The sequence below is a fragment of the Sphingomonas sp. Sph1(2015) genome, from assembly GCF_001970915.1.
Lineage (GTDB): Bacteria > Pseudomonadota > Alphaproteobacteria > Sphingomonadales > Sphingomonadaceae > Sphingomonas > Sphingomonas parapaucimobilis.
Genome location: NZ_MQUI01000002.1, coordinates 138,916 through 165,310 on the forward strand (window position 1 = coordinate 138,916; position 26,395 = coordinate 165,310).

At 64.0% G+C, this 26,395-nt stretch carries 26 protein-coding genes, 1 tRNA gene, 1 pseudogene and 1 other annotated feature; of the genes and pseudogenes, 22 read left to right on the plus strand and 6 right to left on the minus strand.

The window, feature by feature from the left end:
• Positions 1–159: 159 nt before the first annotated feature.
• The 4 genes from BSZ14_RS01580 to BSZ14_RS01595 all read left to right on the plus strand — a co-directional run bounded on the left by BSZ14_RS01580 (position 160) and on the right by BSZ14_RS01595 (position 5,026).
• Positions 160–1,461, plus strand: a complete 1,302-nt coding sequence (locus BSZ14_RS01580; RefSeq protein WP_076709450.1) for a CitMHS family transporter — start codon at positions 160–162, stop codon at positions 1,459–1,461.
• A gap of 4 nt (positions 1,462–1,465) precedes the next feature.
• Complete coding sequence (locus BSZ14_RS01585) at positions 1,466–2,113, plus strand: YjbE family putative metal transport protein (RefSeq protein WP_076709452.1); 648 nt, start codon at positions 1,466–1,468, stop codon at positions 2,111–2,113.
• Between the two features lie 37 nt (positions 2,114–2,150).
• Positions 2,151–2,807, plus strand: a complete 657-nt coding sequence (locus BSZ14_RS01590) for an alpha/beta fold hydrolase (protein ID WP_076709454.1) — start codon at positions 2,151–2,153, stop codon at positions 2,805–2,807.
• An 89-nt stretch (positions 2,808–2,896) separates the two neighbouring features.
• On the plus strand, positions 2,897–5,026 hold the full coding sequence (locus tag BSZ14_RS01595; protein WP_076709456.1) for a TonB-dependent siderophore receptor: 2,130 nt from the start codon (positions 2,897–2,899) through the stop codon (positions 5,024–5,026).
• Positions 5,027–5,123: 97 nt separating this feature from the next.
• On the opposite strand, the gene BSZ14_RS01600 is transcribed toward BSZ14_RS01595, so the two are convergent.
• Entirely contained in the window at positions 5,124–5,351 is a 228-nt protein-coding gene (locus BSZ14_RS01600) for a hypothetical protein (RefSeq protein WP_042490723.1), read from the minus strand.
• A 146-nt stretch (positions 5,352–5,497) separates the two neighbouring features.
• Here BSZ14_RS01600 and BSZ14_RS01605 point away from each other — a divergent pair, with 146 nt between their 5' ends.
• Positions 5,498–5,683 (plus strand): hypothetical protein, encoded by a 186-nt coding sequence (locus BSZ14_RS01605; RefSeq protein WP_042490725.1) that lies wholly within the window; start codon positions 5,498–5,500, stop codon positions 5,681–5,683.
• A 138-nt stretch (positions 5,684–5,821) separates the two neighbouring features.
• Here the strand turns inward: BSZ14_RS01605 and BSZ14_RS01610 are convergent, their stop codons facing one another.
• A complete protein-coding gene (locus BSZ14_RS01610) occupies positions 5,822–6,430 on the minus strand; it encodes a S24 family peptidase (protein WP_338012064.1) in 609 nt (202 codons plus the stop codon).
• 105 nt (positions 6,431–6,535) lie between these two features.
• Here BSZ14_RS01610 and BSZ14_RS19820 point away from each other — a divergent pair, with 105 nt between their 5' ends.
• The 11 genes from BSZ14_RS19820 to BSZ14_RS01665 all read left to right on the plus strand — a co-directional run bounded on the left by BSZ14_RS19820 (position 6,536) and on the right by BSZ14_RS01665 (position 18,408).
• Positions 6,536–6,712, plus strand: a complete 177-nt coding sequence (locus BSZ14_RS19820; RefSeq protein ID WP_167334730.1) for a hypothetical protein — start codon at positions 6,536–6,538, stop codon at positions 6,710–6,712.
• Positions 6,709–7,062 carry a hypothetical protein gene (locus BSZ14_RS01620; protein WP_076709461.1) on the plus strand — a complete coding sequence of 118 codons (354 nt, stop codon included), beginning with the start codon at positions 6,709–6,711 and terminating at the stop codon, positions 7,060–7,062. The genes BSZ14_RS19820 and BSZ14_RS01620 overlap by 4 nt, the downstream gene beginning before the upstream one ends.
• Positions 7,063–7,137: 75 nt before the next feature.
• A complete protein-coding gene (locus tag BSZ14_RS01625) occupies positions 7,138–9,270 on the plus strand; it encodes a TonB-dependent receptor (RefSeq protein ID WP_076709463.1) in 2,133 nt (710 codons plus the stop codon).
• A gap of 213 nt (positions 9,271–9,483) precedes the next feature.
• Positions 9,484–10,668: an acyl-CoA dehydrogenase gene (locus tag BSZ14_RS01630; protein ID WP_076709465.1), complete on the plus strand. Its 1,185-nt coding sequence runs from the start codon at positions 9,484–9,486 to the stop codon at positions 10,666–10,668.
• Between the two features lie 142 nt (positions 10,669–10,810).
• On the plus strand, positions 10,811–11,935 hold the full coding sequence (locus BSZ14_RS01635) for a CaiB/BaiF CoA transferase family protein (protein WP_076709466.1): 1,125 nt from the start codon (positions 10,811–10,813) through the stop codon (positions 11,933–11,935).
• A gap of 36 nt (positions 11,936–11,971) precedes the next feature.
• A complete protein-coding gene (locus tag BSZ14_RS01640; protein ID WP_076709468.1) occupies positions 11,972–12,523 on the plus strand; it encodes a (2Fe-2S)-binding protein in 552 nt (183 codons plus the stop codon).
• Positions 12,524–12,648: 125 nt separating this feature from the next.
• On the plus strand, positions 12,649–13,614 hold the full coding sequence (locus BSZ14_RS01645; RefSeq protein ID WP_076709469.1) for an RcnB family protein: 966 nt from the start codon (positions 12,649–12,651) through the stop codon (positions 13,612–13,614).
• A 73-nt stretch (positions 13,615–13,687) separates the two neighbouring features.
• Positions 13,688–14,374, plus strand: a complete 687-nt coding sequence (locus BSZ14_RS01650; protein WP_042490735.1) for a prolyl hydroxylase family protein — start codon at positions 13,688–13,690, stop codon at positions 14,372–14,374.
• Between the two features lie 90 nt (positions 14,375–14,464).
• Positions 14,465–16,219 (plus strand): single-stranded-DNA-specific exonuclease RecJ, encoded by a 1,755-nt coding sequence (gene recJ / locus BSZ14_RS01655; protein ID WP_076709471.1) that lies wholly within the window; start codon positions 14,465–14,467, stop codon positions 16,217–16,219.
• Positions 16,220–16,276: 57 nt separating this feature from the next.
• Positions 16,277–16,351 (plus strand) — tRNA-Glu (locus BSZ14_RS01660).
• Between the two features lie 98 nt (positions 16,352–16,449).
• Positions 16,450–18,408, plus strand: coding sequence for a site-specific integrase (locus tag BSZ14_RS01665; RefSeq protein WP_139330252.1), 1,959 nt, complete (start codon positions 16,450–16,452; stop codon positions 18,406–18,408).
• Between the two features lie 305 nt (positions 18,409–18,713).
• Here BSZ14_RS01665 and BSZ14_RS01670 read toward each other — a convergent pair whose 3' ends face one another.
• Positions 18,714–20,321: an ORC-CDC6 family AAA ATPase gene (locus BSZ14_RS01670; protein WP_076709473.1), complete on the minus strand. Its 1,608-nt coding sequence runs from the start codon at positions 20,319–20,321 to the stop codon at positions 18,714–18,716.
• Positions 20,318–21,031, minus strand: a complete 714-nt coding sequence (locus BSZ14_RS19185) for a hypothetical protein (protein WP_139330254.1) — start codon at positions 21,029–21,031, stop codon at positions 20,318–20,320. The genes BSZ14_RS01670 and BSZ14_RS19185 overlap by 4 nt, the downstream gene beginning before the upstream one ends.
• Before the next feature lie 380 nt (positions 21,032–21,411).
• Here BSZ14_RS19185 and BSZ14_RS01675 point away from each other — a divergent pair.
• A pseudogene (locus tag BSZ14_RS01675) lies at positions 21,412–21,615 on the plus strand (integrase); the annotation flags it as partial.
• 37 nt (positions 21,616–21,652) lie between these two features.
• Here the strand turns inward: BSZ14_RS01675 and BSZ14_RS01680 are convergent.
• Positions 21,653–22,881, minus strand: a protein-coding gene (locus BSZ14_RS01680) for an IS3 family transposase (RefSeq protein ID WP_089413561.1) whose coding sequence is annotated in 2 segments (ribosomal slippage) — positions 21,653–22,593 and positions 22,593–22,881 — 1,230 coding nt in all. Because the reading frame shifts where the segments join, the coding sequence is not laid out codon by codon here.
• Positions 22,484–22,600, minus strand: a sequence feature (AL1L pseudoknot). (Overlaps the previous gene by 117 nt.)
• An 89-nt stretch (positions 22,882–22,970) precedes the next feature.
• On the opposite strand from BSZ14_RS01680, the gene BSZ14_RS01695 reads away from it, so the two are divergent.
• The 5 genes from BSZ14_RS01695 (at position 22,971) to BSZ14_RS01710 (ending at position 24,929) form a co-directional block, all read left to right on the plus strand.
• A complete protein-coding gene (locus BSZ14_RS01695; RefSeq protein ID WP_198930427.1) occupies positions 22,971–23,207 on the plus strand; it encodes a hypothetical protein in 237 nt (78 codons plus the stop codon).
• Positions 23,208–23,278: 71 nt separating this feature from the next.
• A complete protein-coding gene (locus BSZ14_RS01700; RefSeq protein ID WP_037528217.1) occupies positions 23,279–23,575 on the plus strand; it encodes a putative quinol monooxygenase in 297 nt (98 codons plus the stop codon).
• 10 nt (positions 23,576–23,585) lie between these two features.
• Positions 23,586–23,765, plus strand: a complete 180-nt coding sequence (locus BSZ14_RS19190) for a hypothetical protein (RefSeq protein WP_139330256.1) — start codon at positions 23,586–23,588, stop codon at positions 23,763–23,765.
• A gap of 18 nt (positions 23,766–23,783) precedes the next feature.
• The gene (locus BSZ14_RS01705) at positions 23,784–24,524 is read left to right on the plus strand and encodes an SDR family oxidoreductase (RefSeq protein WP_076709476.1); all 741 of its coding nucleotides are present in this window, start codon (positions 23,784–23,786) and stop codon (positions 24,522–24,524) included.
• A gap of 111 nt (positions 24,525–24,635) precedes the next feature.
• Positions 24,636–24,929 carry a putative quinol monooxygenase gene (locus tag BSZ14_RS01710; protein WP_076709478.1) on the plus strand — a complete coding sequence of 98 codons (294 nt, stop codon included), beginning with the start codon at positions 24,636–24,638 and terminating at the stop codon, positions 24,927–24,929.
• A 391-nt stretch (positions 24,930–25,320) separates the two neighbouring features.
• Here the strand turns inward: BSZ14_RS01710 and BSZ14_RS01715 are convergent, their stop codons facing one another.
• Positions 25,321–26,184, minus strand: coding sequence for a hypothetical protein (locus BSZ14_RS01715; RefSeq protein ID WP_445190530.1), 864 nt, complete (start codon positions 26,182–26,184; stop codon positions 25,321–25,323).
• Positions 26,185–26,395 lie beyond the last annotated feature (211 nt).

The following is a 26,395-nucleotide window of genomic DNA, read 5'->3' on the forward strand; positions in this document are numbered from 1 at the left end:
CCTCCCCTTCAGGGGAGGGGTTGGGGTGGGGCCTCTCCACAAGCGTCGCGCTCGCGGGAAGCGCCCCACCCCCGGCCCCTCCCCTGAAGGGGAGGGGTGGATCGGCCTCCCGTCATCACACTCGAAACGTCCTTTCCTCCTTCCCTGGAGCATCCTTCGATGGATCTTGCCCTGCTTGGCTTCCTGATGGTCGCCACCTTCATGACGCTCATCATGACGAAGCGGATGACCCCGCTCGTCGCGCTGATCGTCGTGCCGACCGCCTTCGCGCTGATCGCCGGTTTCGCCTCCGGCCTGGGCGACATGATGATCGACGGTATCAAGAACCTCGCGCCGACCGGCGTGATGTTGTTGTTCGCCATCCTGTTCTTCTCGATCATGACCGATACCGGCCTGTTCGATCCGCTGGTCAACCGACTGTTGCGGGTGGTCCATGGCGATCCGATGGCGATCCTGATCGGCACGGTGGTGCTGTGCGCGATCGTCAGCCTGGATGGCGACGGGTCGACGACCTACATCATCACCATCGCCGCCCTGCTGCCGCTCTACAAGCGCTACGACATGAACCGGCTGTACCTGTGCTGCCTGCTCATGAGCACCAGCGGCATCATGAACCTGACCCCCTGGGGCGGCCCGACCGCGCGTGCCGCCAGCGCGTTGAAGCTCGATCCCGCCACCCTCTTCCTGCCGCTGATCCCCGGCATGATCGCCGGGCTTGCCTTCCTGATCGGCCTGGCGATCTGGTTCGGCCGCAAGGAGCGCCGCCGCATCGGCCATGTGAAGGCCAACGAACCGACCGCCTTCACCGGCATGGCCGTGTCGCAGTTCCCCGAGGCCCGCCGCCCGCACCTGCGCTGGTTCAACGGCGCGCTGACGCTGGCGCTGATCGCCGGGCTGGTGTCGGGCATCCTGCCGCTGTCGGTGCTGATGATGCTGGCCTTCGCCATCGCCATGATCGTCAACTATCCGCAGGTCGCCGAGCAGAAGGAGCGGATCGCCGCCCATGCCGGTAACGTCCTGTCGGTCGTCTCGCTGATCTTCGCGGCCGGTATCTTCACCGGCATCCTGTCGGGCACCGGCATGGTCGAGGCGATGAGCCAGGAAGTCGTCGGCTTCATCCCGCCGGTCCTGGGGCCGTACATGGCGCCGATCACCGCGATGCTCAGCCTGCCCTTCACCTTCTTCATCTCGAACGACGCCTTTTATTTCGGGATGCTGCCGATCCTGGCCGAGGCGGGGGCGCATTACGGCGTGTCGCCGATGGCGATCGCCCGCGCCTCGCTGATGGGCCAGCCGGTCCATCTGCTCAGCCCGCTGGTGCCGTCCACCTATCTGCTGGTCAGCCTGGCGGGCATCGATCTCGCCGATCACCAGCGCTTCACGCTGGTTCCCGCCGCCGTGGTATGCGTGGTCATGACGCTGGTCGGGATGGCGGCTCTCGCCTTCCCGCTGATGGGCTGATCCGATGGCAACGCTCTGGCAGCATATCGTCGCCGACTTCGCCGCGATCGGCTCTCCGGCCGCGCTCGCCGCCTTTGCCCAGGTCGTCATGATCGACGTCCTGCTGGCCGCCGACAATGCCATCGTCGTCGGCGCGCTGGCGGCGGGGCTGCCCCCGGCGATGCGGCGCAAGGTGATCCTGGTCGGGGTCGTCGCCGCGCTGGTCCTGCGTATCGGTTTCGCGCTGGTGGTGACGCAGCTGCTCCAGATCGTCGGGCTGGTGCTGGCGGGCGGGTTGCTGCTGGTCTGGGTCGCGTGGAAGATGTGGCGCGAGCTGCGCGGTGGTGCGGGCGAAGACGATCCCCTCGCCGAACAGGCCCCGCGCCGCTTCTGGGCCGCCGCCTGGGCAGTGGCGGTCGCCGACATCTCGATGAGCCTCGACAATGTCCTGGCGGTCGCGGGCGCGGCGCGCGACCATCCGGGCATCCTCGCCATCGGCCTGATCCTGTCGGTCGCCTTGATGGGCCTCGCCGCCAATGTCCTGGCGCGCGTGATCGAGCGCTATCGCTGGCTCGCCTATGTCGGTCTGCTCGTCATCCTGTGGGTCGCGGGCAAGATGATCTGGGAAGGACTGACCGACCCGTCGCGCGGCCTCCTGACCCTGTTCGCCTGACGCCTCCGCGCAACCTCAATCTCCGGGAGACATAGCCATGATCCGCAACGCGCCGCCCCTCGTCCTGCTGCCCGCCATGGGATGCGACGGACAGCTTTGGGCAAGACAGGTCGTCGACCTGAGCGACATCACCCATCCGATGCTGGGCGACCTGACCGTCGACGACACGCTGGAGGCGATGGCGGCGCGCGTGCTGGCCCATGCCCCGCCGCGCTTCGCGGTCGCGGGCGTCAGCCTGGGCGGCTATGTCGTGCTGGAGATCGTCCGCCAGGCCCCCGACCGGGTGCAGCGGGTGGCGCTGTTCGGCACCCGCGCCTCGATGCAGATGCGCCCGCGCACCGTCGCCGACCAGGGCCTGCTCGCCACCGCGCCGCATGCCGACCCGGCCCTCACCCCGATCGTCAGCGGCCCGGTGCAGGCCATGGCCGAGCGCGTCGGGGCCGCCGTGTTCGAGCGGCAGCAACGCGCCCTGCTCGCCCGTCCCGACATCGCCCCCGCCATCGCGGCGGTGCGGGTGCCGACGCTGGTCGCGGTGGGCGATCGCGACCGCATCTGCCTGCCCGCCGACGCACGCGCGCTGGCGGACCGCATCACGGGCGCGCGTTTCCACGAGATCCGCCATTGCGGCCATCTGGCCCCGATCGAGCGCCCCGGCGAAGTGACCATGTTGCTGCGCGACTGGTTGCAGGGCTGACGGGTCCTTCGCGGCGCCGCCGCAAACCATGGTTGCGCCCCGACGTTATGGCCGTTAATGCGAGTCGATAGCGATAAGGGGGTTAAGCGATGAATGTCCTGAACGGTGCGGCCAGCCTGGCCGCCTTGATGATCTGTGCCCCCGCCATGGCGGCGATGACGGACCCCATCGCGGACACCCCTCCCCCTGGCGAGGACATCGTCGTGACCGGGCGCGCGCAGCATCTCTACCGGGTCGACACGACGACCGTCGGCAAGGTAGCCGAGGATCCGTTGAACATTCCGCAGGCGCTGCAGGTCATCAATGAGGATCTGATCACCGACCAGGGTGCGCGCGACGCGACCGATCTTTATCGCAACATCTCGGGCGTCAGCGCCTTCAGCTATGCGGGCGTCACCTTTCGCGGCTTTCGACAGGACCAGTCCTTCTATGACGGTCAGCGCGGCAATCCCTTTATCGGTTTCTCGGTGCCGCAGCTGTTCACCGTCAGCCGGGTCGAGGTGCTGAAGGGACCCGCAGGTCTGTTCTTCGGTCCCGGATCGCCGGGCGGCATCATCAACTACGTCTCGAAGACGCCCAGCGAGGTCAGTGCGTTGCGCACGGTCGCGACGCTGGGCAATTACGATCGTGCGGGCCTTTCGTCGGAGGCGACGGGCAAGGTCGATGCGGACGGCGTCGTCACCTATCGCCTGGGCGGCTTCTACGAGGCGATGAAGCCCTTTCGCTACAATACGAAGAACACGTCGCTGATCGGCGATGGCGGCCTGTCCTTCCGCACCAACCAGGGCGGCAAGCTGACCGTGCAGGCCACGGTCTATGACAATTTCCTGCGCGGCAATCGGCTGCGCGGCGTGCCGGTCGACAATGACGGCAATTTCCTGGGCGATATCCGCTGGAACGCCAATGAACCCACCGACTTCCTCCATCTGAAGTCGCAGGCCTATCAGGCGCGCTACGCCACCGAGATCGGCGACGCGATCACTTTCGACGCGGGCGCGCGCTATTTCAAGGCGACGGAAACCCAGCAATATCACGAGGCCCGCGGCTTCGTGAGCGGCAGCTCCGACCTGATCGCGCGCGAGTTCCGCGACCAGATCCGCGACGTCGACGGCCTGTCCTTCATGGCCAACGCAACCGCAAAAGTGCCGCTGTTCGGCATGGTCCACAAATTCCAGGCGGGTGCCGACTGGTATGACGAAACCAGCATCCTCAACTCGCGCATCCTGCGCTCGGGCGTCACGCCGCTGAGCCTCGGCAAGCCGGTCTATACCGCGACCGGCCGCGACGTGGCCCGCGCCGCCGCCCTGCCCTTCGCCAAGACGGATACCCGCACCCGGCGCAAGGGCGCCTATCTTCAGGATCAGGTCAGCGTCACCGACGCGCTGCTGCTGGTCGGCGGTGTCCGTTACGACCAGTTCGACGACGCGGTGACCACCACCACCGCCGGGCGGGTGACCGCGAACCCGTCCTACAGCGACGGCCGCTTCACCTATCGCGCCGGGGCGATCGTCAAGCCGCGCAAGGACGTGTCGCTCTACGCCAGCTGGTCGGGCAGTTTCGAGCCGCAAAGCGCCGCCAACCAGAATCCCGATGCGGGCGGCCCCTTCGCGCCGGTCACGGGCGGGCAGGTCGAAGGCGGCGTCAAGTCGGTGCTGCTGGGCGGGCGGCTCCAGGCCAATGCGGCGGTCTATCGGATCGTCCGCCGCAACATGCTTCAGGTCGATCCCAGCCTGGCGCCCGTCAACGGGCAGGATCAGCTGCGCCCCATCGGCCAGGTGACGAGCAAGGGGATCGAGATCGACCTGGCGACCGACATCACGCCCAGCTGGGCGCTGATGGCCAATTACGCCTATAACGACACCCGGATCACCGGCACCGTTGCGGGCCAGTCGCTGACCAATGCGGTCGGCAACCGCTTCGCCAATGCGCCGCAGCACCAGCTCGGCTTCTGGACCCGTTATCAGTTCGCCCCGATCGGCACCGCGATCGGCTTTGGTGGCGAATATCTGTCGAGCCGGATCAGCCTGTCGGGCCAGGCGGTACAGCCCTATACGATCTTCGATGCCTCGATCACCAAGTCGCTGGGCATCATGGAGCTGATGCTGCGCGTTGATAACCTGTTCGACAGACGCTATGCCGCCTCCGGCTTCTCGCTGCAAAGCGGCAGCTTCCCGGGCGAACCCCGGACCATGCTGGCGGAATTGCGCTTTCGCTTCTGACCGGAGGCCGGCCGGTCGACGGGGGAAACGACGCCGTGAAGGCCGAAGTCATGGTCGTCACCATCGGCCGGATCGACCACATGTCGCGACCAGACACCTAGTGAACGGTGCCGACCGCCTCCTGGCAGGACAGCAGGTCGATCAGCCGCTCGATCTGGCGCCAGCGACAGAAATGGATGTGATTGCCCTGGTCGCGGCTGCGATCGGCGCGGGCAGCGGCTTCGCCGCTCGCCGCCAGGCCAAAGGTTTCCATCATCTCGGCGGCGTCCGCCACATCTCGACCGGTCAGGAATGGCGCGACATAAGCGTCGCGAAAATCGCGCATGGAATCTCCCCCCGGAACCGCGCCGTGAAACTTCGGAGGGCACCCCTAGGCGCGGGTTATGAATTTAACCACCCCCTGAAATGGTTAACCCGATTTCGACCATGGATGGCTGGTTTCGTGCCCCCGCGCATGGCAGGAATGGCGCCATGAACGACCCGCAAATACCGCGCCCTCCCCAGTCTTCCGCTCATGCCGGGGGCATCTTCATCGCGTTGGGCGTGGTCGGCGGGATCGTCGCGGGGCTGGCGACCGGCGAGGTCACCATGGGGGTATTGATCGGTCTGGCGATCGGGATCGTCGTGGCGCTGCTGATCTGGTGGTGGGGTAGGTAAATCATAATCCTCCCCGGTTCGGGGAGGTGGCAGGCCGAAGGCCTGACGGAGGGGGGGCTTCCACAAAGGTCGTCCCTCGTCGCAATCCCCCTCCACCGTCGCTGACGCGACGGTCCCCCTCCCCGCGAGCGGGGAGGATCAGCTCGGCAGCCGCATCTGCCAGACGACGCGACCGATCACCGCGATCGGACCGTCCGGCACCGGCGGCGCGGCGGGGTTGTCGCTGGTCGCGACCAGCCCCCCTGCCGCCAGCCGCACCCGCTTGACCATCAGCACTTCGCCGACCCGGATCACGTAAAGCCCGCCGCGCGCATTGGGCCGGACGTCGCGCTGATCGACCACCAGATGATCGCCGTCGAGCAGCCCCGGCGCCATCGAATCCCCCCGCACCCGGATCACCGAAGCCGCCCCGTCGCTGAGCCCCAGCCGCCTCGCCAACCCGCGATCGATCGCCTCGACACCGATCATCACCTCGTCATCGACCGTCGCCCCCGGCCCCGCCGACGCCGCGACCGCCAGCCGGGGGACCAGCATCGGTCCGGTTTCGGGCAGCGCGCCCAGCCGCGCCTCGGCCACCCCGAAAAACTCCGCCAGCTGCCGCCGGTCGGCTTCCGCCAGCACACGTGGGCTGCCGCGCTGCACGAACTGCTGGAGATAGGCGTCGTTGCGGCCGATCATCCGCGACAAGGCCGCCAGGCTGACCCCGGCATCCGCCGCAAGCGCCTGTAATGTCGTCCTGATGTCCATGCCTGCCATGCTCCCGAATATAGGCATAGGAATTTTCCTAGACAAGTTGGAAATCAGAACAGATCATGAACATCGGAACAAGAATCGGACTTTGGGAGAATGTCCATGGAATTGTTGGGAGTGATCGACCGCTATCTGAAGGCCAGCCTCATGCCCGAGACGAAGTTCGGGCGGCTGGCGGTCAATGATCCCCGGCTGGTCAGCGACCTGCGCAAGGGACGCGAGCCGGGGCCTGAGATGATCGCGCGCGTCACCGCCTTCATCAAGGGACAGACCGCATGACCGTTCATGCCCGGATCGAGCGCGCCCCGTCGCCGCGCACCACCTCCAGCCGCCGCCCCGCCGATCGTGGCGAACGGCTGGCCCGCACGCTGGTCGCCCATGCGGCGCGCGCCGGATGCGCGGTGCGGTTGACGGTCGCCATGGTCGAACCCTGGTGTTCGGTGACGTTCAGCGGATCGGTGATCGTCCTGACGCTCGACGCCATGCCCGGCCCCGCCCTGACCCGCTGGCTGGCTGCCCTGCCCGAAGCGGACATTCCGCTCGGCCGCGACCTGATCGCCGACATCGCGGTGGAGACGGAACCGCGCGGGTTGCGCGTCCTGCTATGCCTGGACGCGGCGAACGGATGACAGGCGCATGAATTTTTCCTTGATATGTTGTAACAAGACTGTAGTCGGCAAGGCATCACAAATCGGAGCCGTCCCTTGTTCAAGCCCGTTCTCCTGTCCGGCCTGTCCGTCACCGCGCTTGCCAGCCTGCTGGCCGCTCCCGCCGCCGCGCAGACCACCAACGCCACGGCGGCCAATCGCGGCCGCGAGATCGTCGTGACCGCGCCGGTCCAGCAGTCGGAGGCCGATGTGCTGTCGGGCACTTCGATCGTCACCGGCGCGGAACTGGAACGCTCGATCCGCCCGACCATCGGCGAGACGCTGGCGCGCCAGCCGGGCGTGTCGGCGACCTCGTTCGGCCCCAACGCCTCACGCCCCGTGCTGCGCGGTTTCCAGGGCGAGCGTATCCGCGTGCTGACCGATGGCATCGGTTCGATCGACGTGTCGAACACCAGCGTCGACCATGCCGTCGTCATCAACCCGCTGCTCGCCGAGCGGGTCGAGGTGCTGCGCGGTCCCTCGGCGCTGCTGTTCGGATCGTCGGCGGTGGGCGGCGTGGTCAACGTCATCGACACGCGCATCCCGCGCTCGGTGCCGGAAAAGGGTTATCGCCTGTCGGGCATGGCGACCTATGGCTCGGCCGCGACCGAGCGTTCGGTGGCGGGCGCGACGGATGTCGCGGTCGGCAAGCAGTTCGTGCTGCACGCCGATGGCTCGTACCTGAAGACCGACGACCTGAAGATCGGCGGCTATGTCCTGTCCCCCCGCGCCCGTGCCGAGGCGCAGGCGTCGGCGGCGCAGGCCCCCAACGATCCGCTCGACTTCGGCCGGGTCGCGAACCTTCGCGGTCGCCTGCCCAACACCGCCAGCGAGACCTGGACGGCGGGTGTCGGCGGGTCGCTGATCACCGACACCGGCTCGCTGGGCATCGCCTACAGCCATTATGACAGCCTGTACGGCGTGCCGGTCCGCTACACCCTGACGCCGGGGGGCGAGGAACCCGAAGCCCCGCGCCTCAGCCTGGTCCAGAACCGCCTCGACCTGCGCGGCGAGATCGAGACGGGCGGCGGATTCCTCGACCGCATCCGCCTGCGCGCCGGTGCTGCCGAATATCGCCATTTCGAGCTGGAGGAGAGTGGCGAGGTCGGCACCGCCTTTTACAACAAGGGTATCGAGAGCCGCCTGGAACTGGTCCAGACCAAGCGGAACGGCTGGCAGGGCGCGTCCGGCGTCCAGTTCTTCAACCGCGACTTCGATGTGCGCGGCGAGGAGGCGTTCCTGCCGCGCAACAACACCGCGCAGGTCGGCCTGTTCACCCTGCAACAGCTGGATCGCGGCGCCTTCAAGATGGAGGCGGGTGCGCGCTACGAGCACACCTCGCTGACTGCGCGCACGGCCGTCAGCGACGACCGCTTCTTCCGGGGCCAGCGCAGCTTCGACGCCTTTTCAGGCTCGATCGGCGCCAGCTACGGCTTCGCGCCCGACTGGCGGGCGGGCCTGAATCTGTCGCGCACCGAGCGCGCGCCGTCCGCCGAGGAGCTGTTCGCCAACGGCCCCCATGCCGGGACCGAAGCTTATGAACTGGGCAATCCGGACTTCAAGAAGGAGTCGAGCTGGGGTATCGAGGCGACCGTCCACGGGCATGGCGAAGGCTATAGCTTCGACGCCTCGGCCTATTACAACCGCTTCTCCAACTATATCTACGACGCCTTGGTCCAGCAGCGTCCGTGCGAAGCCGCCGCCGCGCCCTCGGGCCGCGAGGTCGACCTGCCCTGCTTCGCCTATACCCAGGCCGATGCCCGCTATTACGGCATCGAGGCGGAGGGCTCGCTGCGCCTCGCCACGATCGGCCAATATGCGATCAATGCCGACCTGCTGGGCGATTATGTCCATGCCCAGATCATCGGCACCGGCCCCGCCCCGCGCATCCCGCCGCTGCGCCTGCTCGGCGGGCTGGAAGCGCACTCTGAGAGCGTGAATGCGCGCGTCGAGGTAGAGCGCAGCTTCAAACAGACCCGCGTGCTGGGCCTGGAAACGCCGACCGACGGCTTCACGCTGGTCAACGCCTCGGTCCAGTTGAAGCCCTGGGGCGCGGTCAATCCGACGACACTGACCCTGTCGGCGAACAACATCTTCGACGTGGATGCGCGCCGCCATGCCAGCGTCCTGAAGGACTTCGCGCCTTTGGCCGGTCGCGACCTGCGCGCAACGCTCAGCTTCAAGCTGTAAGCCGGTCTTTCCTCCCCTTGCAGGGGAGGTGGCAGGCCGCAGGCCTGACGGAGGGGTGGCCCCCGGTCGGCGAGGTTTCCTGCCCTCACCACGGGTGACACCCCTCCACCATGCTGCGCATGGTTCCCCTCCCCTTGCAGCGGAGGAATAGGCACCGGGGGTGGACAAAACCCCCGGCCTTCCCGAGAAGCGGGGACATAAGGAGAGAAACCAATGTCCCCGATGGGCAAGTTCGACTGGGCGGACCCGTTCCTGCTCGACGACCAGCTGACCGATGACGAGCGGATGATCCGCGACACCGCGCGCGCCTATGCCGACGACCGGCTGACCCCGCGCATCATCGACGCTTTTGCCAACGAACATACCGACCCGGACATCTTCCGCGAGATGGGTCAGCTGGGCCTGCTCGGCCCCACCATCCCCGAAGAGTTCGGTGGCGTGGGCGCATCCTATGTCGCCTATGGCCTGATCGCCCGCGAGGTGGAGCGGATCGACAGCGGATACCGCTCGATGATGAGCGTGCAGTCCAGCCTGGTCATGTATCCAATCCATGCCTACGGCTCCGACGAACAGAAGAGCCGTTACCTGCCCAGGCTGGCGAGCGGCGAGTGGATCGGCTGTTTCGGCCTGACCGAACCCGATGCCGGTTCCGATCCCGGGGGCATGCGCACCACGGCGAAAAAGGTCGATGGCGGCTATGTGCTGTCGGGCGCCAAGACCTGGATTTCCAACTCCCCCATCGCCGACGTCTTCGTAATCTGGGCCAAGTCGGAGGCGCATGGTGGCGCGATCCGGGGCTTCGTGCTGGAAAAGGGCATGAAGGGCCTGTCCGCGCCGAAGATCGAGAACAAGCTGTCCTTGCGCGCCTCGATCACCGGCATGGTGATGATGGACGAGGTGGCGGTCGGCGAAGACGCCCTGCTGCCGCATGTCGAGGGACTGAAGGGGCCGTTCGGCTGCCTCAACCGCGCGCGCTACGGCATCAGCTGGGGGGCATTGGGGGCGGCGGAATTCTGTTTTCACGCGGCACGCCAATATGGCCTGGACCGCAAGCAGTTCGGACGGCCGCTGGCCGCGACGCAGCTGTACCAGAAGAAGCTGGCCGACATGGAAACCGAGATCGCGCTGGGCCTGCAGGCGTCGCTTCGTGTCGGACGGCTGATGGACGAAGGCCGGTTCGCGCCCGAGATGATCTCGATCGTGAAGCGCAACAATGTCGGCAAGGCCCTGGACGTTGCCCGTGTCGCCCGCGACATGCACGGCGGCAACGGCATTTCGGGTGAATATCAGGTGATGCGCCACCTGATGAACCTGGAAACGGTCAACACCTATGAAGGCGCGCACGACGTCCATGCGCTGATCCTGGGCCGCGCCATCACCGGGATCGCGGCGTTTTGAGCAAGTCCCCATTCCTCCCCAAGCTATGCTTGGGGAGGGGGACCATCGCGTCAGCGATGGTGGAGGGGCTTATGCCCCGGCCCCTCCACCACGGCCTTCGGGCGCGGTCCCCCTCCCCATCTGACGATGGGGAGGAATTAGGATGACAAAACCCGCTCCCCTCGCCGGACTGAAAGTCGTCGAACTCGCCCGTATCCTCGCCGGTCCCTGGGCGGGACAGGTGCTGGCCGATCTCGGCGCGGAGGTGGTCAAGGTCGAAAGCCCCGATGGCGACGACACGCGCCGCTGGGGGCCGCCCTTCATTCCCAACCCGGACGGCACACAGGACGCCGCCTATTTCCATGCGGCCAATCGCGGCAAGACCTCGGTCGTCGCCGACTTCGCCACGCCAGAGGGACAGGCAAAGGTCCGCGCGCTCATCGCCGACGCCGATGTGGTGATCGAGAATTTCAAGCTGGGCGGCCTTGCCCGCTATGGCCTGGATTACGACAGCCTGTCGGCGACAAATCCGCGCCTGATCTATTGCTCGATCACCGGCTTCGGGCAGGATGGTCCCTATGCGCCGCGCGCCGGATACGACTTCATCGTACAGGGCATGAGCGGCATCATGGACCTGACCGGCGAACCGGACGGAGCGCCGCAGAAGATCGGCGTGGCGCTGGCCGATATCATGACCGGACTCTATGCCGTCATCGCGATCCAGGCCGCCCTCCACATGCGGACCCGGACCGGGCGCGGGCAGCAGATCGACATGGCACTGCTCGACACGATGACCGGCGTACTGGCCAACCAGGCGATGAACTATCTCGCCTCGGGCCGCACGCCGACCCGGCTGGGCAATGCGCATCCCAATATCGTGCCCTATGCCGCCTTCCCAGCGAGCGACGGCTGGTTCATCCTGGCAGTCGGCAACGACGCGCAGTTCCGCCGTTTCGCACACGTCGTCGGGATCGACGGCGACGATCCGCTTTACGCGACCAACGCCCTGCGCTGCGAACATCGCGCCGCCCTGACGCCGATCATCGAGGCCGCGACCGCCCGCTGGCCGCGCGACGAACTTCTCGCGGCGCTGGAAGCGGCAGGTGTACCGGCCGGGCCGATCAACACGGTCGAACAGGCCTTTGTCGACCCGCAAGTGATTGCGCGCGGCCTGGCGATCCGACCCGAACGGCCGGACGGATCGACCGTGCCGGGCGTCCGCACGCCGATCCGCTTTTCCGACGCGGACCTCGCGCTCGACCGCGCTGCGCCGATGCTGGGCCGGTAGCCCCCTGCCCCGGCATCGGCTAAGCCCGCTTCCGCGATGTCCAGCTTCACCGTCAACAACCAGCCTATCCGCTATCGCCTGCCGCCCGACACGCCCCTGCTCTGGGCGCTGCGCGACGCGTCGAATCTGACCGGGACCAAATATGGTTGCGGTACGGGCGATTGCGGCGCGTGTACGGTCGATATCGACGGCCGCGCGGTCCGCAGCTGTCAGGTGCCGATCGGCCGGATCGAGGGCCGCGTCGTCACCACGATCGAGGGGCTGTCGCGCGACCGCTCGCACCCCGTTCAACAGGCATTCCTCGCCGCCAATGTCAGCCAGTGCGGATATTGCATTCCCGGCATGGTCATGGCCGCCGCCGCGCTGATCCGCAAAAATCCCGATCCGTCCGAAGAACTGATCCGCGCACAGATCACCAATCTCTGCCGCTGCGGCATCTATCCGCGCCTGGTCGAAGCGATCCAGCGCGCCGCCCGCGCGGCCCGTGGCGAGGAGACCATCCCCGCCGCGCCGATGCCCGGCACCGATCCCGGCGATGCCGCCCGCGCCGTACACGCGCTGGTGCCCGGCGCGATGCGGGACGAGTGAACCCGCATCGGGCCGATTCTTTCCCGTTGCTGACAGGCCAGTTCAGCAATCGCTCAACGCCGTCATGCCATAAACCCTTCATGATCAGGGTCGGCTCGTGCGCCGACACATGGGACACGGGCACAATGAACAGGCATTGGATGGCGGCTCTGCTGGCGGCGACCGCGATGGTGGCAGGGGCGATGCCCGGCATGGCGAGCGCGCAGGCGATGATGGATCGCGGCCCGCAGGGTCGCCCCGAAGGCGGCCCGCCGCGTGGCGGCCCCGGTGGCCCCGGTGGCGGCCCTGCCGGTCGCGTCGAGCGGAGCGAGGGTCGCCCGATCTTCAACAATCGCGAAGCCTTCCCCGAAAACCGCCCGGCCTTCCGCCCCGACCATCCCGAGGCACCCCGTGCGCCCCAGCCCGCTCCCCGGTTCGAGCAGCGCGATGGCGATCGTCGTGGCGACCACTGGCGGCCCGAGCCCTCCCCCGCGCCAGTCCCGGGCGAAGAGCGTTCATGGGGTGGCAATCGTGGCAATTGGCGCGATCAGTCGCGGCCCACTCCGAGGCCGCAACCCGATCCAGGTCCCAGCGGCGTGCGCGTCGATCGACAGGATCGCGGCCCCGGCTCATGGCGAGACGACCGCCGGGACCAGTGGCAGGATCGGGGCCAGGACCAGCGCTGGCGCGACGACGAGCGGCGCCAGCGGGACGACCGCGACCGCTGGCGGCGCAGCTTCGGCGACTGGCGCGACCAGCACGACCAGGCCTATGGCTTTGGCGAGCGCCGGGCCTGGGCGAACCAGTGGAATCGCGGCTGGCGCGGCGACCGGCGCTATGACTGGATGGGCTGGCGCTCGCTGAACCGGGGCGCCTATCACCTGCCGCGCTATTACGGCCCCAATGGCGGCTATGGCTATCAGCGTTTCTCCAGCGGGGTGATCCTGGAGCCGATGTTCTTCGGCCAGAATTACTGGCTGGACGACCCTTACGCCTATCGCCTGCCGCCCGCTTACGGCTCGTACCGCTGGGTGCGCTATTATAACGACGCGGTGCTGGTCGACCTGCGCAGCGGGATGGTCGTCGACGTGGTCTACGACATCTTCTGGTGACCGGGGCGGGAGGGACGTGCAAGGCGTCCCTCCCCTCTTGTCTTTCCGCAAGCATCGTCGCACATCGGCGACCATGTCGTTCTTCCAGAGGAAGCCGAAGGGCCACCCCGCCGCCTCGCCCTTGCGCGCTCGTTTCGCGGTAACGGTCGCCGGGCATCTCGATGCGAACCCGGCGGTGACGCGCGTGGCGACCGACACGGCGCAGATCTATTATCATCCCGACTTCCTGACGGCCGCCCAGTGCGACACGCTGATGGCGATGATCGATGCCAACCGGCGGCCCTCGACCCTGTTGTCCGACCGGCCGGATTACGGCTTCCGCACATCGGAAAGCTGCGACATGGCGCGCTGGTCCCCCGATGTTCAGCCGATCGACGAATCGATCGCCGCCCTGCTCGGCATCGCGCCCGAGCAGGGCGAGACGATGCAGGGACAGCGCTATGCCCCCGGCCAGCAGTTCCGCGCCCATCACGACTATTTCCACGAAAGCGAAAGCTATTGGGAAAAGGTGCGCGTCCATGGCGGACAGCGGACCTGGACCGCGATGATCTACCTCAACGACGTGGCCGAAGGCGGGGCGACCTGGTTCCCCCAGGCGGGCATCCGCGTCGCGCCGCGCCGGGGCCTGCTGCTCGCCTGGAACAACATGAAGCCGGACGGCAGCCCCAATGAGATGACCCTGCACGAGGGGATGCCCGTGGTCGAGGGCACGAAATATGTCATCACCAAATGGTTTCGCGAGGGCAACTGGGTCAGTTGATCCCCGCTGCCCTTTGCCGCCGCCCTTGTCGCGACGCCGTGCTCCGTGGCATGGCATCGGCGTGAATTTCCCTGATTTCAAGTTCCGCCCATGACCGACGTTCTCGGCGTCGCCCAGTCGATCCTGGGCCAGCCCTGGCGCTGGCGCGCGCTGGCCGCCGATGCCCGCGACGGCCTGGGCCATGACGATCTGGTCGCCCAGCTGCTGCTCGCCCGGGGCTGCCCGCCGGGCGAGATCGAGGCGCATCGCAATCCCTCGATCCGGGGCTTCATGCCCGATCCATCGATCTTCCGCGACATGGACCGCGCCGCCGCCCGCCTCGCCGATGCGGTGATCGCGCGCGAGCCGGTCGCGATCTTCGGCGATTACGATGTCGACGGCGCGACCTCGGCCGCCGTGCTCGTACGCCTGCTCCGTGACCTGGGCCTGTCCCCGTGCGCCTATATCCCCGACCGGATGACCGAGGGCTATGGCCCGACCGAAGCGGCACTGCTGCGCCTTCAGGCAGAGGGCGCGAACCTGATCGTCACCGTCGATTGCGGCGCGCAGGCGTTCGAGCCGCTGGCGGCGGCGCAAGACGCCGGGATCGAGATACTGGTCGTCGATCACCACAAATGCGCGACCGAACTGCCCCGCGCCCATGCGGTGGTGAACCCCAACCGCCTGGACGAGACCGAGGGCGCGGCGCACGGCCATCTGGCCGCGGTCGGCGTGTGTTTCCTGCTGGGCGCGGCATTGATCCGCACCTTGCGCACCCGCGGCTTCTTTTCCGACCGGGCCGAGCCGCGCCTGCTCGACCTGCTCGATCTCGTGGCCCTGGGCACGGTGGCCGATGTCGCGCAGCTCAAGGGCCTCAACCGGGCGTTCGTGGCGCAGGGCCTGAAGGTCATGGCGCAGCGGCGCAATATCGGTCTGGCCGCGCTGACCGATGCGGCCCGGCTGACCCGCGCGCCGACCTGCTCCGACCTGGGCTTTGCGCTCGGGCCGCGCATCAATGCGGGCGGCCGCGTCGGTCGCGCCGATCTGGGCGTGCGGCTGCTGACCACCGACGACCCCGCCGAGGCGCGCGCGATCGCCGAAGAGCTCAACCATTTCAACGACGAACGCCGCGCGATCGAGGCGGGGGTGCAGGCCACCGCCGAAACCACCGTCGACCGCGACCGGCACGTCGCGCTTGTGTCGGGTGAAGGCTGGCATCCCGGCGTCATCGGCATCGTTGCCGGGCGGCTGAAGGAAAAGCTCGACCGCCCGGCCATTGTCATCGCGGTGGACGAACAAGGGATGGGCAAGGGTTCGGGCCGCTCGATTTCCGGCGTAGACCTGGGGGCGGCGATCCTGGCGGCCAAGGAGCACGGCCTGCTGATCGCGGGCGGTGGCCACGCCATGGCGGCGGGCCTGACGGTCGAGGCGCATCGCATCGCCGAACTGGCCGACTTCCTGGAGGAACGCCTTGCCGACGCCGTCGTGCGCGCCAGTGCGGGTCGCGCGCTGCTGGTCGATGCGGTACTGGCGCCCGCCGGGGTCAATCCCGGCCTGGTCGGCGCGATGGAGGCGGGCGGCCCCTATGGCATGGGCTGGCCCGCCCCGCGCATCGCCGCCGGCCCGTTCCGCGTGATCCGCGCCGATCTGGTCGGCACCAACCACGTCCGCGCCATCGTCGCGGGTGCCGACGGCCGCAGCCTGAAAGCCATGGCCTTCCGCCAGGCCGACACCGCGCTGGGCCAGGCTCTGCTGGGCGCGGGCAGCACCCGCCGCCTGTGGCTGGTCGGCCGCGCCAGGGTCGACGACTGGTCCGGCCGCGACGTCGCCGAACTCCATGTCGAGGACGCCGCATGGGCCGACTGAAAAAAGCGCTTGACGGTTTTGCAGCCCTCCCTTAGAGGCCCCTCCACGCCACCCGATGGCCCCTTCGTCTAGCGGTTAGGACGCGGCCCTTTCACGGCTGAAACACGGGTTCGATTCCCGTAGGGGTCACCATCTCCCAGCTAAGTAGCGGAGATCGGCGGAATACCAGCAAAATCAACGCTTCGTTAGGCGCCCGGTGCTACAAAAGGGTGCTACAAATGGGGCGTCGGATGTCGCATTCCGTCAGGCGTAATAAATCGAAGAACGAGCAGTTCCGCATGGTCGTGCCAGTCGACCTGCGAGCGATGGTCGGCAAGACCGCGTGGACAGAAAGTCTGGGCACAACGGACCCGCTGCTGGCCGCGGAGAAGCGCGGTATGCTGATCGCCCGGCACAAGGCGCTCATCCGCGAGTTGCGCGACGCCAGCGGCCGTCGGGCGGAAGTCGAAGCGCTGGCGTTGCTCGATCGGGCTTTTGCCGGACTCGCAGTCGCGCGCGGATCAATGGATGCAGCCGTCGGCCAGCAGCTAAATCTGCTCGCCACCTTCGTGTGTGATTCATGGACCGGCGGCGAGGAAGCCGGCCAGCCGCAATGGTGGGGCGACATACCCGTCCATGAACCTGCGACCATCATTGATGTGGTGCCATCGATCGACGCCGAGCCCGAACGCGACGTGTTCCGGCTCCGCGCTGAGATCCTCGAAGGGCGCGGCATCGCCGACGGGCTGGTCTATCAGGAATTGGCGACGATCCTGCTGCGTCGGCGCGTATTCCGGCCGATCTGGTTCGTGGTGAGCTACATGCGGTCGGTCGAGCCGCGTCTCGATCTCGAGCCCGACGACGTGTATGATGCTGTCGCGGAATCCTATCTGCGCAAGCTTGCCGAGCATCGGTTCGACCACTGGCCGTCCAATATCCACGCGGCCATGATCCCGTTCGCGCAGACAAACGTCCCGCAGCCCATCACCCTGCCCTCCCTTCCGGCGAAAGCTGCCGCCCAGACGCCTGGTCGCCACAACGGTCTGCTCGCCATGCCGCTGACCGAGGCGTGCCGCTACTGGCAGGAGCAGCGCCGCCCCGGTGCTTCGGCGATCACCGAAGCCAAGCGTGCAGTCGCACGCTTCGTCGCACTATTCGGCGACGTGGTGGTGGGCGACATAACCCGCGACCAAGTCATCGAATTCCGCAATCTCGTATCCGACATACCGCCGCAGACCGAACTGGCACGCGTGGTCGCGTCGGGGCGGAACTTACGCTCGGTCATCGACGCAGCGCGCCAAGTTCGCCGCGAGTGGGAAGCGGGCGACCGCAATCAGCCCGCACCCGACCGGCTGGCGCCGGGGTCGGTCAAAAAGGATGTCGGCGCGATCAGCTCGATCCTCGGCAAAATCCAGTCCGATCTCGGACAGGGCGTCAACGTCGCCGCCGACATCGAGATCGCTGGCTATTCCAAGACGCGCAAGGGCCAGAAGCGGCCGCGCCTGCCGTTTACCTCGGCGATGATGCAGACGTTGTTCGACTCGCCGCTGTTCACCGGCTGCGCAGGCAAGGGAGATGCGGCACGCGCCAAGCCGGGGCCGCACGTCTATCAGGATGAACTCTACTGGTGCCTGCTGTTCGGGGTCGTTGGCGGCCCACGACTGGGCGAGATCGGCCAGATCGCGCTCAAAGACATCCATGAGTGTGATTTGCGCCGGACCTACGGTGACGAGTTCGAGGGCCGCTGCACCTATGTCCATATCACCGGCACCGGCGAGGACCAGCACGTCAAGACCGAAGCATCGGAGCGCTACGTCGTCATTCACGAGCGTTTGATCGACCTCGGATTCCGTGACTATGTCGAGCGCCGCCGGAAAGCCGGGCATGCCCGACTGTTCGATCTTGAACCCGACCGCAACGGCAATTTCGTCAAGGAATTAAGCCGCCGGCTGAACCGCTATCTCGATCGCGTGGTGACGGAAGATCCTCGCTACGTCTTCCACTCGACACGGCATGAGTTCACCGACCGCGCGGATCTGAGCCAAATTCCGACGCGCGTCGCCAATTCGATCAAGGGACATTCCAATGCCACCGAAGGCGACAAGTACGGACTGGTCTCGATTCTGCACCAGCATGTTCACCTTGCGAACCTGAAAGTTGGCTTCATCGACTGGCCGCGGCTGATCGCGGCGGCGCAGAGCTCGAACTGATGCTGTTCACCGTCAGACCTTGCGTCCGGTCGATCTAACTCGACGTTTGAAGCGAGAATGGCTCGCCCCACTACGTTCACCGCCTCTATCACAATTACCAAAAGCGATCGAGTTCCGACAGCACACTGCCGCTGCGAACTGGCGAGAAGTGGGACAAATCCGACGTTCGCAAGCCGCTCTGGAATGGCAGGTGCCTATCCAACACCCGCCATTCCTGTAACTCTTAATGATCGTTCCCGGAATGCGCAGGAGTGGCCGGCAGCGGACTGTCGGGTTCGGCGCCGGATTGCGGGGTGAGCTGACGCTCACCCGGAGAGATATTCAAGCACCGAAGCCATGGCAGCATTGCGCATATGGCGTGCACGCTTGTCACCCACGTAATACGCTGTCTTTAGCGTATCCTCACTGGCATCGAGTACATCGCCGACGGAAAGAAGGCCGAGTTCGTTTAATTTCGACCTCTGCCATTCCGTAATATCCAAAACCTGATTAGACTTAGCAAGCTGTTCTGCCAAATCAAAATCTTCTTTAATATCCCCAAGGTCTGATTCTTGATCAGTCAAAGACTTATATGAAGGATGATTTGCGCCAAACTCGCTCATCCTCTTCGGAGTCAGCATTTTTGCTATCAAAAAGGAGGCCGTTGCCGGATTAGCCTCAAGTCCAAATAGGCAACCCAGATTGCAGAGATATCTCGTACCAACTTCGCTCCTAGTGGCACGAATTCCTGTAGCGTGCTCAGTCAAAACGCCTGTGTAACATAGAATACGAAGGGCTTCTTTGACAGACTCTGGAGCCTGTCTATGTATCCATATATATGCCGTAGAGTTGCGCTCATTAGCGATATAGCCGTCGTTTTTCTTTTTGATATCAGGAAGAACGACATCTTCCAAGAAAGTACGGCCCCATTCTATAACAGGTTTATGGCCAGAGTATTTTTCAGATAGCGCCGAATGCTCTGACCAAATTTCAGAACGGTAAAAAGCTCGCATAACGGCATTAACATCCGCCGATGACATCGACGATGCCGCTGAAACCGTCTTCAGTAGAATTCGAGGGTTTCCAGTCGCTGCGTAAGCTAGAGTTGCAAAATTTTGACCATTTTTCACAATATTTTTAAGTAAAGTCGAATCGGCCTGCTTTTCAACAATTTGCCTCATTCTATCGACATAGCCCGTTTCAATGATATCACGATTTAGTGATATCATTGTGGCATCATGAGTAGGCTGAAATGTTTCGCCATAACTTGTTACGCCGGGATAAACTGCGGCATTACAAGTTACACAATGGCTCCTTAGATCTCGAAACAATGTGAAAAATTGACGCTGCTGAGAAGGTAGAAAAATATGTGCTGCCTCGTCCATGAACAAGGCAAAGCGCTTTACTCCGATCTCTTCAGCCAAATCTTCCAAGGCATACTTCATGTCATCGATACTAGGGATTGCGCTAGAATCGATAGGCTGACCTGGATTTTTCCAAGACGCCTCGTAGGCCTTAATAAGTCCTTCCAAGGAGTCAGTGTCTGAATGATTTGCGGGGAGTCCCGCCAAAATGTTAGCCGACGCTGGGCTGGTTGCTAGTAGCCCGAGCTTGCGCACAGTTCTAAGAATTGCCGTGGAAACCCTTGCCAGCATCCAATGCCGAAACTGTTCTGGGTCTGCGGTGCGAAGGAGCGAGCTACTAACGAAAGTCACATAAACTGGGATCACACCCGTTTCTTTGCAATTCGCCAAAAGTTCCTGCTCGGCGACACGCATTAAAAATGATTTTCCAACGCCTCGACTGCCAATAAGGACAGTTGGATTTCGTCCTTTTAGCTGTTCAATTGCAGATCGATCTTCTTCGGTTTCGACGAAGAAGTTTAGAATATCTTTTGGACCAATATCTTCCGTACGGTATAGAAAATCGCTCATGCCACTTCACCGCTATTAATGTCACGCATAGGTCCAAGCATACTAAAATTTTCAAGAATCATATCTTGGAATTCTTGCCTCATTTCCGCCGAAACGTGGGGCATATACCTGCATAAAAATGCAAATTTAACCACTAGCCTTGCCGTATCCGAGCGCTCGAGCCACCCATCAGCATTTTCCTGATTGAAGACAATCTCTGCATCAATGCCATCATAAGATTGGCGGTTTCCGTGGACATACTCGGAGCATTCTCTGTACAAAGTTATAGCCAGAGCATGATACTGATCGCAAAAATCCTTCATATCTTCAAAAAACGCAGCTACAAAGTTTTTGGAAAAAACACCGTTTTCTTTAGAAGAAATCGCCGCCCAATTCGAGTCTTTTTTTCCCTTTAACCACAAATGTGCATCAATTTCATGCGCAGAAAACAATATACTTGATAGTGAAAGTTCAAAAAATAATCTTAGGCTGACATGCGCTTGACGATACTGAGCGAACGCTAACGCATATAGCGCATGCTGATATTCAATCCGGGCCAGCTGATACATATGTTCCTCAGCCCTGCCGGCCATGAGCTTGCTCAACCGGTCTAATTCGTCGGCATCATTGTGTGCCGCTGTGAAGTTTGCAAAACGCTCATGATCGCTCGATAGGTGCCTCAGAGCATCACCGCTCTTAGCCAGTATCTTCGTATAATGGTCGGCTATCATAAGTCGCTTTCTAACGGGACACTGCCATAGGTTTTCGGTACCTTTCTTGCGTATCTTGACTCTGCAATCAAGGTCGGCCTGCTGCCGTGCAATTGGCTGAATGACTGCATTGCACAGTCATGCTCCTAATTTTCCTCAGAGGTGCCGCAGGTGCGCCACGTCGCTTATCAGGAGCGCTTCGAAGACGTTTGTACCTTCAATTAGGGCGCGAATCCGACCGGCCAGATTGTCAAATCCGAATGGCGGGTTTCAGCGAAGCTGACGCTCGCATCGACCACGCTGAATGTCTTTAGCTGGTCGGCATAGGCCCCCGAGCAATACCAGACCCTCATACCCGCAAGCGTTCTTCCGAAGGCCGATCTGGCCATTGGAGAACGATCATGGAGATGCCTGAAACCGAGCGCGCCGTCACAAAGCGGCAAGTGTGGAATGCCGCAAGAACCGTCGGTGCGAAGCGTGCCCTCAAACCGAAGCAGATTTGGGAAATTCGGTTCTATCTCAATCAGCGTCGACGCCTGCGAGATCGGGCGCTGTTCGATCTGGTGATCGACAGCAAACTCCGAGGCTGCGACTTGGTGCAGATGAACCGCCCTGGGTTTGCCGGAGGCCGTGGGTTGTGAGTCACGCTGCCATATCGATGGTATCCGCGGCAGCATAATATTGATCTTCGGCTTCGGCAGGCGGGATGTTGCCGATGGGTTCGAGCAGGCGACGATGGTTGAACCAGTCGACCCATTCGAGCGTGGCATATTCGACGGCTTCGAAGCTGCGCCATGGCCCACGTCTGTAGATCACCTCCGCCTTATAGAGGCCGTTGATCGTCTCGGCCAAAGCGTTGTCGTAGCTGTCGCCGACGCTGCCAACCGACGGCTCGATCCCGGCTTCGGCGAGGCGCTCGGTGTACTTGATGGACACATATTGCGATCCGCGGTCGCTATGATGGACGAGACCGCCTCGATGGGCAGGCCGGCGGTCATGAAGCGCCTGTTCCAGGGCGTCGAGGACAAAGCCGGCATGGGCCGTCCTGCTCGCTCGCCAACCGACGATGCGCCTGGCGTAGGTGTCAATGACGAAGGCGACGTAGACGAAGCCAGCCCAGGTCGTGACATAGGTGAAGTCCGACACCCACAGCATGTTCGGTGCTGGCGCGCAGAACCTGCGGTTGACGTGATCCAGCGGGCACGGCGCAGCTTTGTCGCTGACCGTCGTGCGAACCGGCTTGCCCCGGATCACGCCCGCCAAACCCATCTCGCGCATCAGCCGCTCGATGGTGCAGCGGGCAACCGGAAAGCCCTCGCGCATGATCTGCCGCCAAACCTTGCGCACGCCATAAACCGCGAAGTTCTCGGCAAACACACGAGCGATCTCGGGCTTGAGGGCCCCATCCCGCTGCGCCCGCGCCGACAGGCGCATTGAATTTCGTCGCTGCGCGACACGCTCGAAATACGTCGATGGGGCGATCGGCAGAACGCGGCAGATCGGCTCGACCCCATAGGCATCGCGGTGATCGTCAATGAAGGCGATCATCGCCGAAATGGGCGGTCGAGCTCCGCCTGGGCAAAATACGCGGATGCCTTGCGCAGGATTTCATTGGACTGACGCAACTCGCGGTTCTCGCGTTCCAGCGCCTTTAGCTTGTCTGTCACCTCGCTCGGCACACCAGCGCGCTTGCCGCTGTCGACCTCGGCCCTCTTCAGCCACTCATGCAGCGTCTGTGGCGCGCAGCCGATCTTCTCCGCAATGGAAACCACTGCCGCCCATCGCGACGGATGGTCGCGCTCGTGATCCAGCACCATCCGTACGGCACGCTCGCGGACCTCGGGCGAAAACTTGTTCGTCGTCTTGCTCATACTGGCTCCACCTTCTCAGGAGTTGGAGCCTCCGACAAACCCGGGGCGGTTCAGACCTGGCGCGAGACTGGATCTACGCGGGCTACCGCATGACAGTCTTCTCGGCGAGCGAGGAGAAGATCGCTGAGGAGCAAGTGCTGGAGGGCGAGCTCTACTTCGACATGGAAAAGGCGCTGCGGTCGGCCGGTGGCGTAGTCTCGGTCACTGACAAGAACTTCGCTTCGAATGTCGTCGTGGACCGGGAGCTGATCACCGGTCAGAATCCGGCGTCGGACCAGGCCATGGCCGACGCTTTGATCGAAGCCCTTGATCGCGCCGCTGCGTGAGTACCAGGATGACGGGCGGGGCGCTCAGGATGCGCCCCGCTTCGCATATAACCATCACAAGGAACGGTGCCATGACAGCCAACGTGAAGATTGTCGCCGTGCTCACCGCCCGTGCGGATACCGTCGACCGCCTGCACGCTCTGCTCGACGCCATGTTAAAGCCGAGCCGTGCCGAGCCGGGCAATTTGCGCTACGATCTTTGGCAGGACCAGAGCGATCCGAACCGCTTCGTCCTCGATGAACTGTACGCGGACGCGGATGCGGTTGCCGCCCATCGCGCGACGCCCCACTTCCAGAACTACCTCTCTCAGATCGGCGATCTGGCCGAGCGCGGCGCGTTCGTCCTCAACCCCGTCTCCGCGACCTGAGGGTGCTGCCATGGGCAAGTTTAAAGAATGGGTGGAGTCGGCGCTGCTGGCACAACCGTTCTACATAGAGGAGCTGCGGATGATCGGCCTGTTGGCACCTGCGCTTCGCCTGAGCCTTATGGGCCTCGTTTATCCACGCGGCGGCTACCGCTGGCGCGGGGCCGCGATCCAGCGGAAAATCAACATCTGAAATCAAGGACACACAGTCATGACCAAAGGTATCGAAGGCAAGGTTGTTCTCATCACCGGCGGCAGCACCGGTATCGGCGCGGAAACCGCGCGGCTTCTCGCTGAACGCGGCGCCAAGGTGGCCATCGCCGCCCGTCGCAAGGACAGGCTCGACGAGGTCGTCGCGGACATCGCCTCAAGCGGCGGCACGGCACGTAGCTACGCGCTCGACGTCACCGACAAGTCGGCGGTCCAGTCCGTCGTCGCCGCGATCATCGCCGACTTCGGTCGCCTCGACGTGCTGGTCAACAACGCCGGGCTGATGCCGATCCGTCCGATGGCCGAGGTCAACACCGACGAGTGGGACCAGATGATCGACGTCAATCTGAAGGGTACGCTTTACGGCATCGCAGCGGCCCTTCCCGGCTTTCTCGAGCAGGGCAGCGGCCACATCATCAACCTGAGCTCGGTTGCGGGCATCAAGGTCTTCGCACCAGGCGGCACGGTCTACTCCGGCACCAAGTTCGCCGTCAGCGCGATCAGCGAGGGCCTTCGCCAGGAGGTGGGCGAAAAGGTCCGTGTCACGTCTATCGAGCCCGGAGCCGTCGAAAGCGACCTGAAGTTCACGACGTCGGGCACGGCTGCCGAGACGGTACTCGACTTCTACAAGCAGGCCATCCCTGCGGCGTCGGTGGCGCGTGCTATCGCGTTCGCTGTCGAACAACCTGATGACGTCGACGTCAACGCGATCGTCATCCGGCCGACCGCACAGCAGTTCTGATTTCGACGAGGAGGCGGGGCCGCGTGTGCTCCGCCTCATGGGGAACGTACCGGCCCGCTCTTCCGTTACTTTGCCGAATAATGACTGTCGGTTTCACTTGAGGAGTCATTTATGCCCAAACTTTCCCTGTATGTACCACTGAAGGCCAAGCTCGGAAAAGAGCGTGATGTCGCCAATTTCCTGACCTCGGCATTGCCGCTCGTTCAAGCTGAGGCGGGCACTCTGACCTGGTATGCGATCGAGGAAGGTCCCGGTGCGTACGCGATCTTCGATACGTTCGACACAGAGGAGGATCGGCAGGCCCACCTTGACGGCAAGGTTGCCGCCGCACTGATGGACAAGGCAGAAGAACTGTTTTCTGAACCGCCGCAAATTCACAAGTTCACCCTGCTGGCCGCGAAATAGCGGAGCGGTCGGCACCCTAAGCTGCCGTTTTACTACAGGGTAAGGTTCGTGTTTCTATCCGGAATGGGTGGCCCGGCCGTATCGGGAAATGAATAAATGAATATGGCATGTCATCCGCGATAGTGGATGACCTTGTCTCTTGCACTTACCACATCTCTGAATTTAACGATAAGGCGCCGTTGATGTGTCGCGACGTGACGGCACCATTAGTTCGCGGGAGATTCTTGAGCACATCAATTTGGCGCGTTATTGGGCTGTTTTGGCTCAATCATTCAGAAAACCCCGCGTCAACCGCGGTGACACATCGCCGGCTCCCGCTTCCAGATTAGACCCATTCCAACGTGTGGTCGAGATGCACCTGATCGAACGTGCGTTCGGCCAGATTTACGACCTACAGCGCCGCCTTGAGATAGCGGGCGGTGAGACTGCCTTCCGCTCCCGCAACGACGCCAGGGACGCCGCTGGCAACGATACGGCCTCCATCTTCCCCGGCCCCCGGTCCCAGGTCGATGATCCAGTCCGCCTGTGTGATGGCGCGCATGTCATGTTCGACGACTACGACGGTATTGCCGGCGTCTACGAGGCCCTGCAGGTGTTGCATCAGCCGGTCGCCATCGGAGGGGTGAAGCCCCGAAGTTGGCTCGTCGAGGATGTAGATCGTGTTGCCGCGTTGAGCGCGTTGCAGTTCAGTCGCCAGCTTGATGCGCTGCGCCTCCCCGCCAGACAGCTCGGTCGCCGGCTGACCGAGCCGCAGATAGCCAAGACCGATCTCCCGCAACACATCGAGGGAGCGCATCACAGATGCCTCGCCAGCGAAGAAATCGCACGCATCGTCGACCGTCAGTTCGAGCACCTGGGCGATATTGCGCCCGTTCCATTCGACTTCGAGCGTTTGCGGGTTGTAGCGAGAGCCATGACAGGTCGAGCACGGGGCAAAAACGCTCGGCAGGAACAGCAGCTCCACCATGACGTATCCCTCGCCCTCGCACACAGGGCAGCGGCCTTGCGCGACGTTGAACGAGAACCTTCCCGGACTGTAGTGCCGCCGGCGGGCGAGCGGCGTATCAGCGAAGATCCGTCGCACATGGTCGAACATGCCGCTGTAGGTGGATAGGTTCGAGCGCGGCGTGCGGCCGATCGGTTTCTGATCGACCCGCACCAGCCTGCGAACATGCTCCATGCCTGCGACAATGCGTCCTTCGGTGTCGTTCTGCGCAACATCGAGCAGCGGATCGATATCCTCCTCCTCGGCCAAGGGGGAGCCGCCGAGGTGTTCCGTGACGAGCTCGGGCAGCGCCTGACTGACAAGACTGGATTTGCCCGATCCCGAAACGCCGGTGTGTCAATCGGCGTCCAAAAAGGACCCCCTATCGGCGTCCAAAAGGGACCCCCTTCGTCGAGCAGCGTGACGGGTATGACGGGTGCACCGTTCGCGCTGGTTGCGGCGTAGGGCGGGCGTAGCCCGA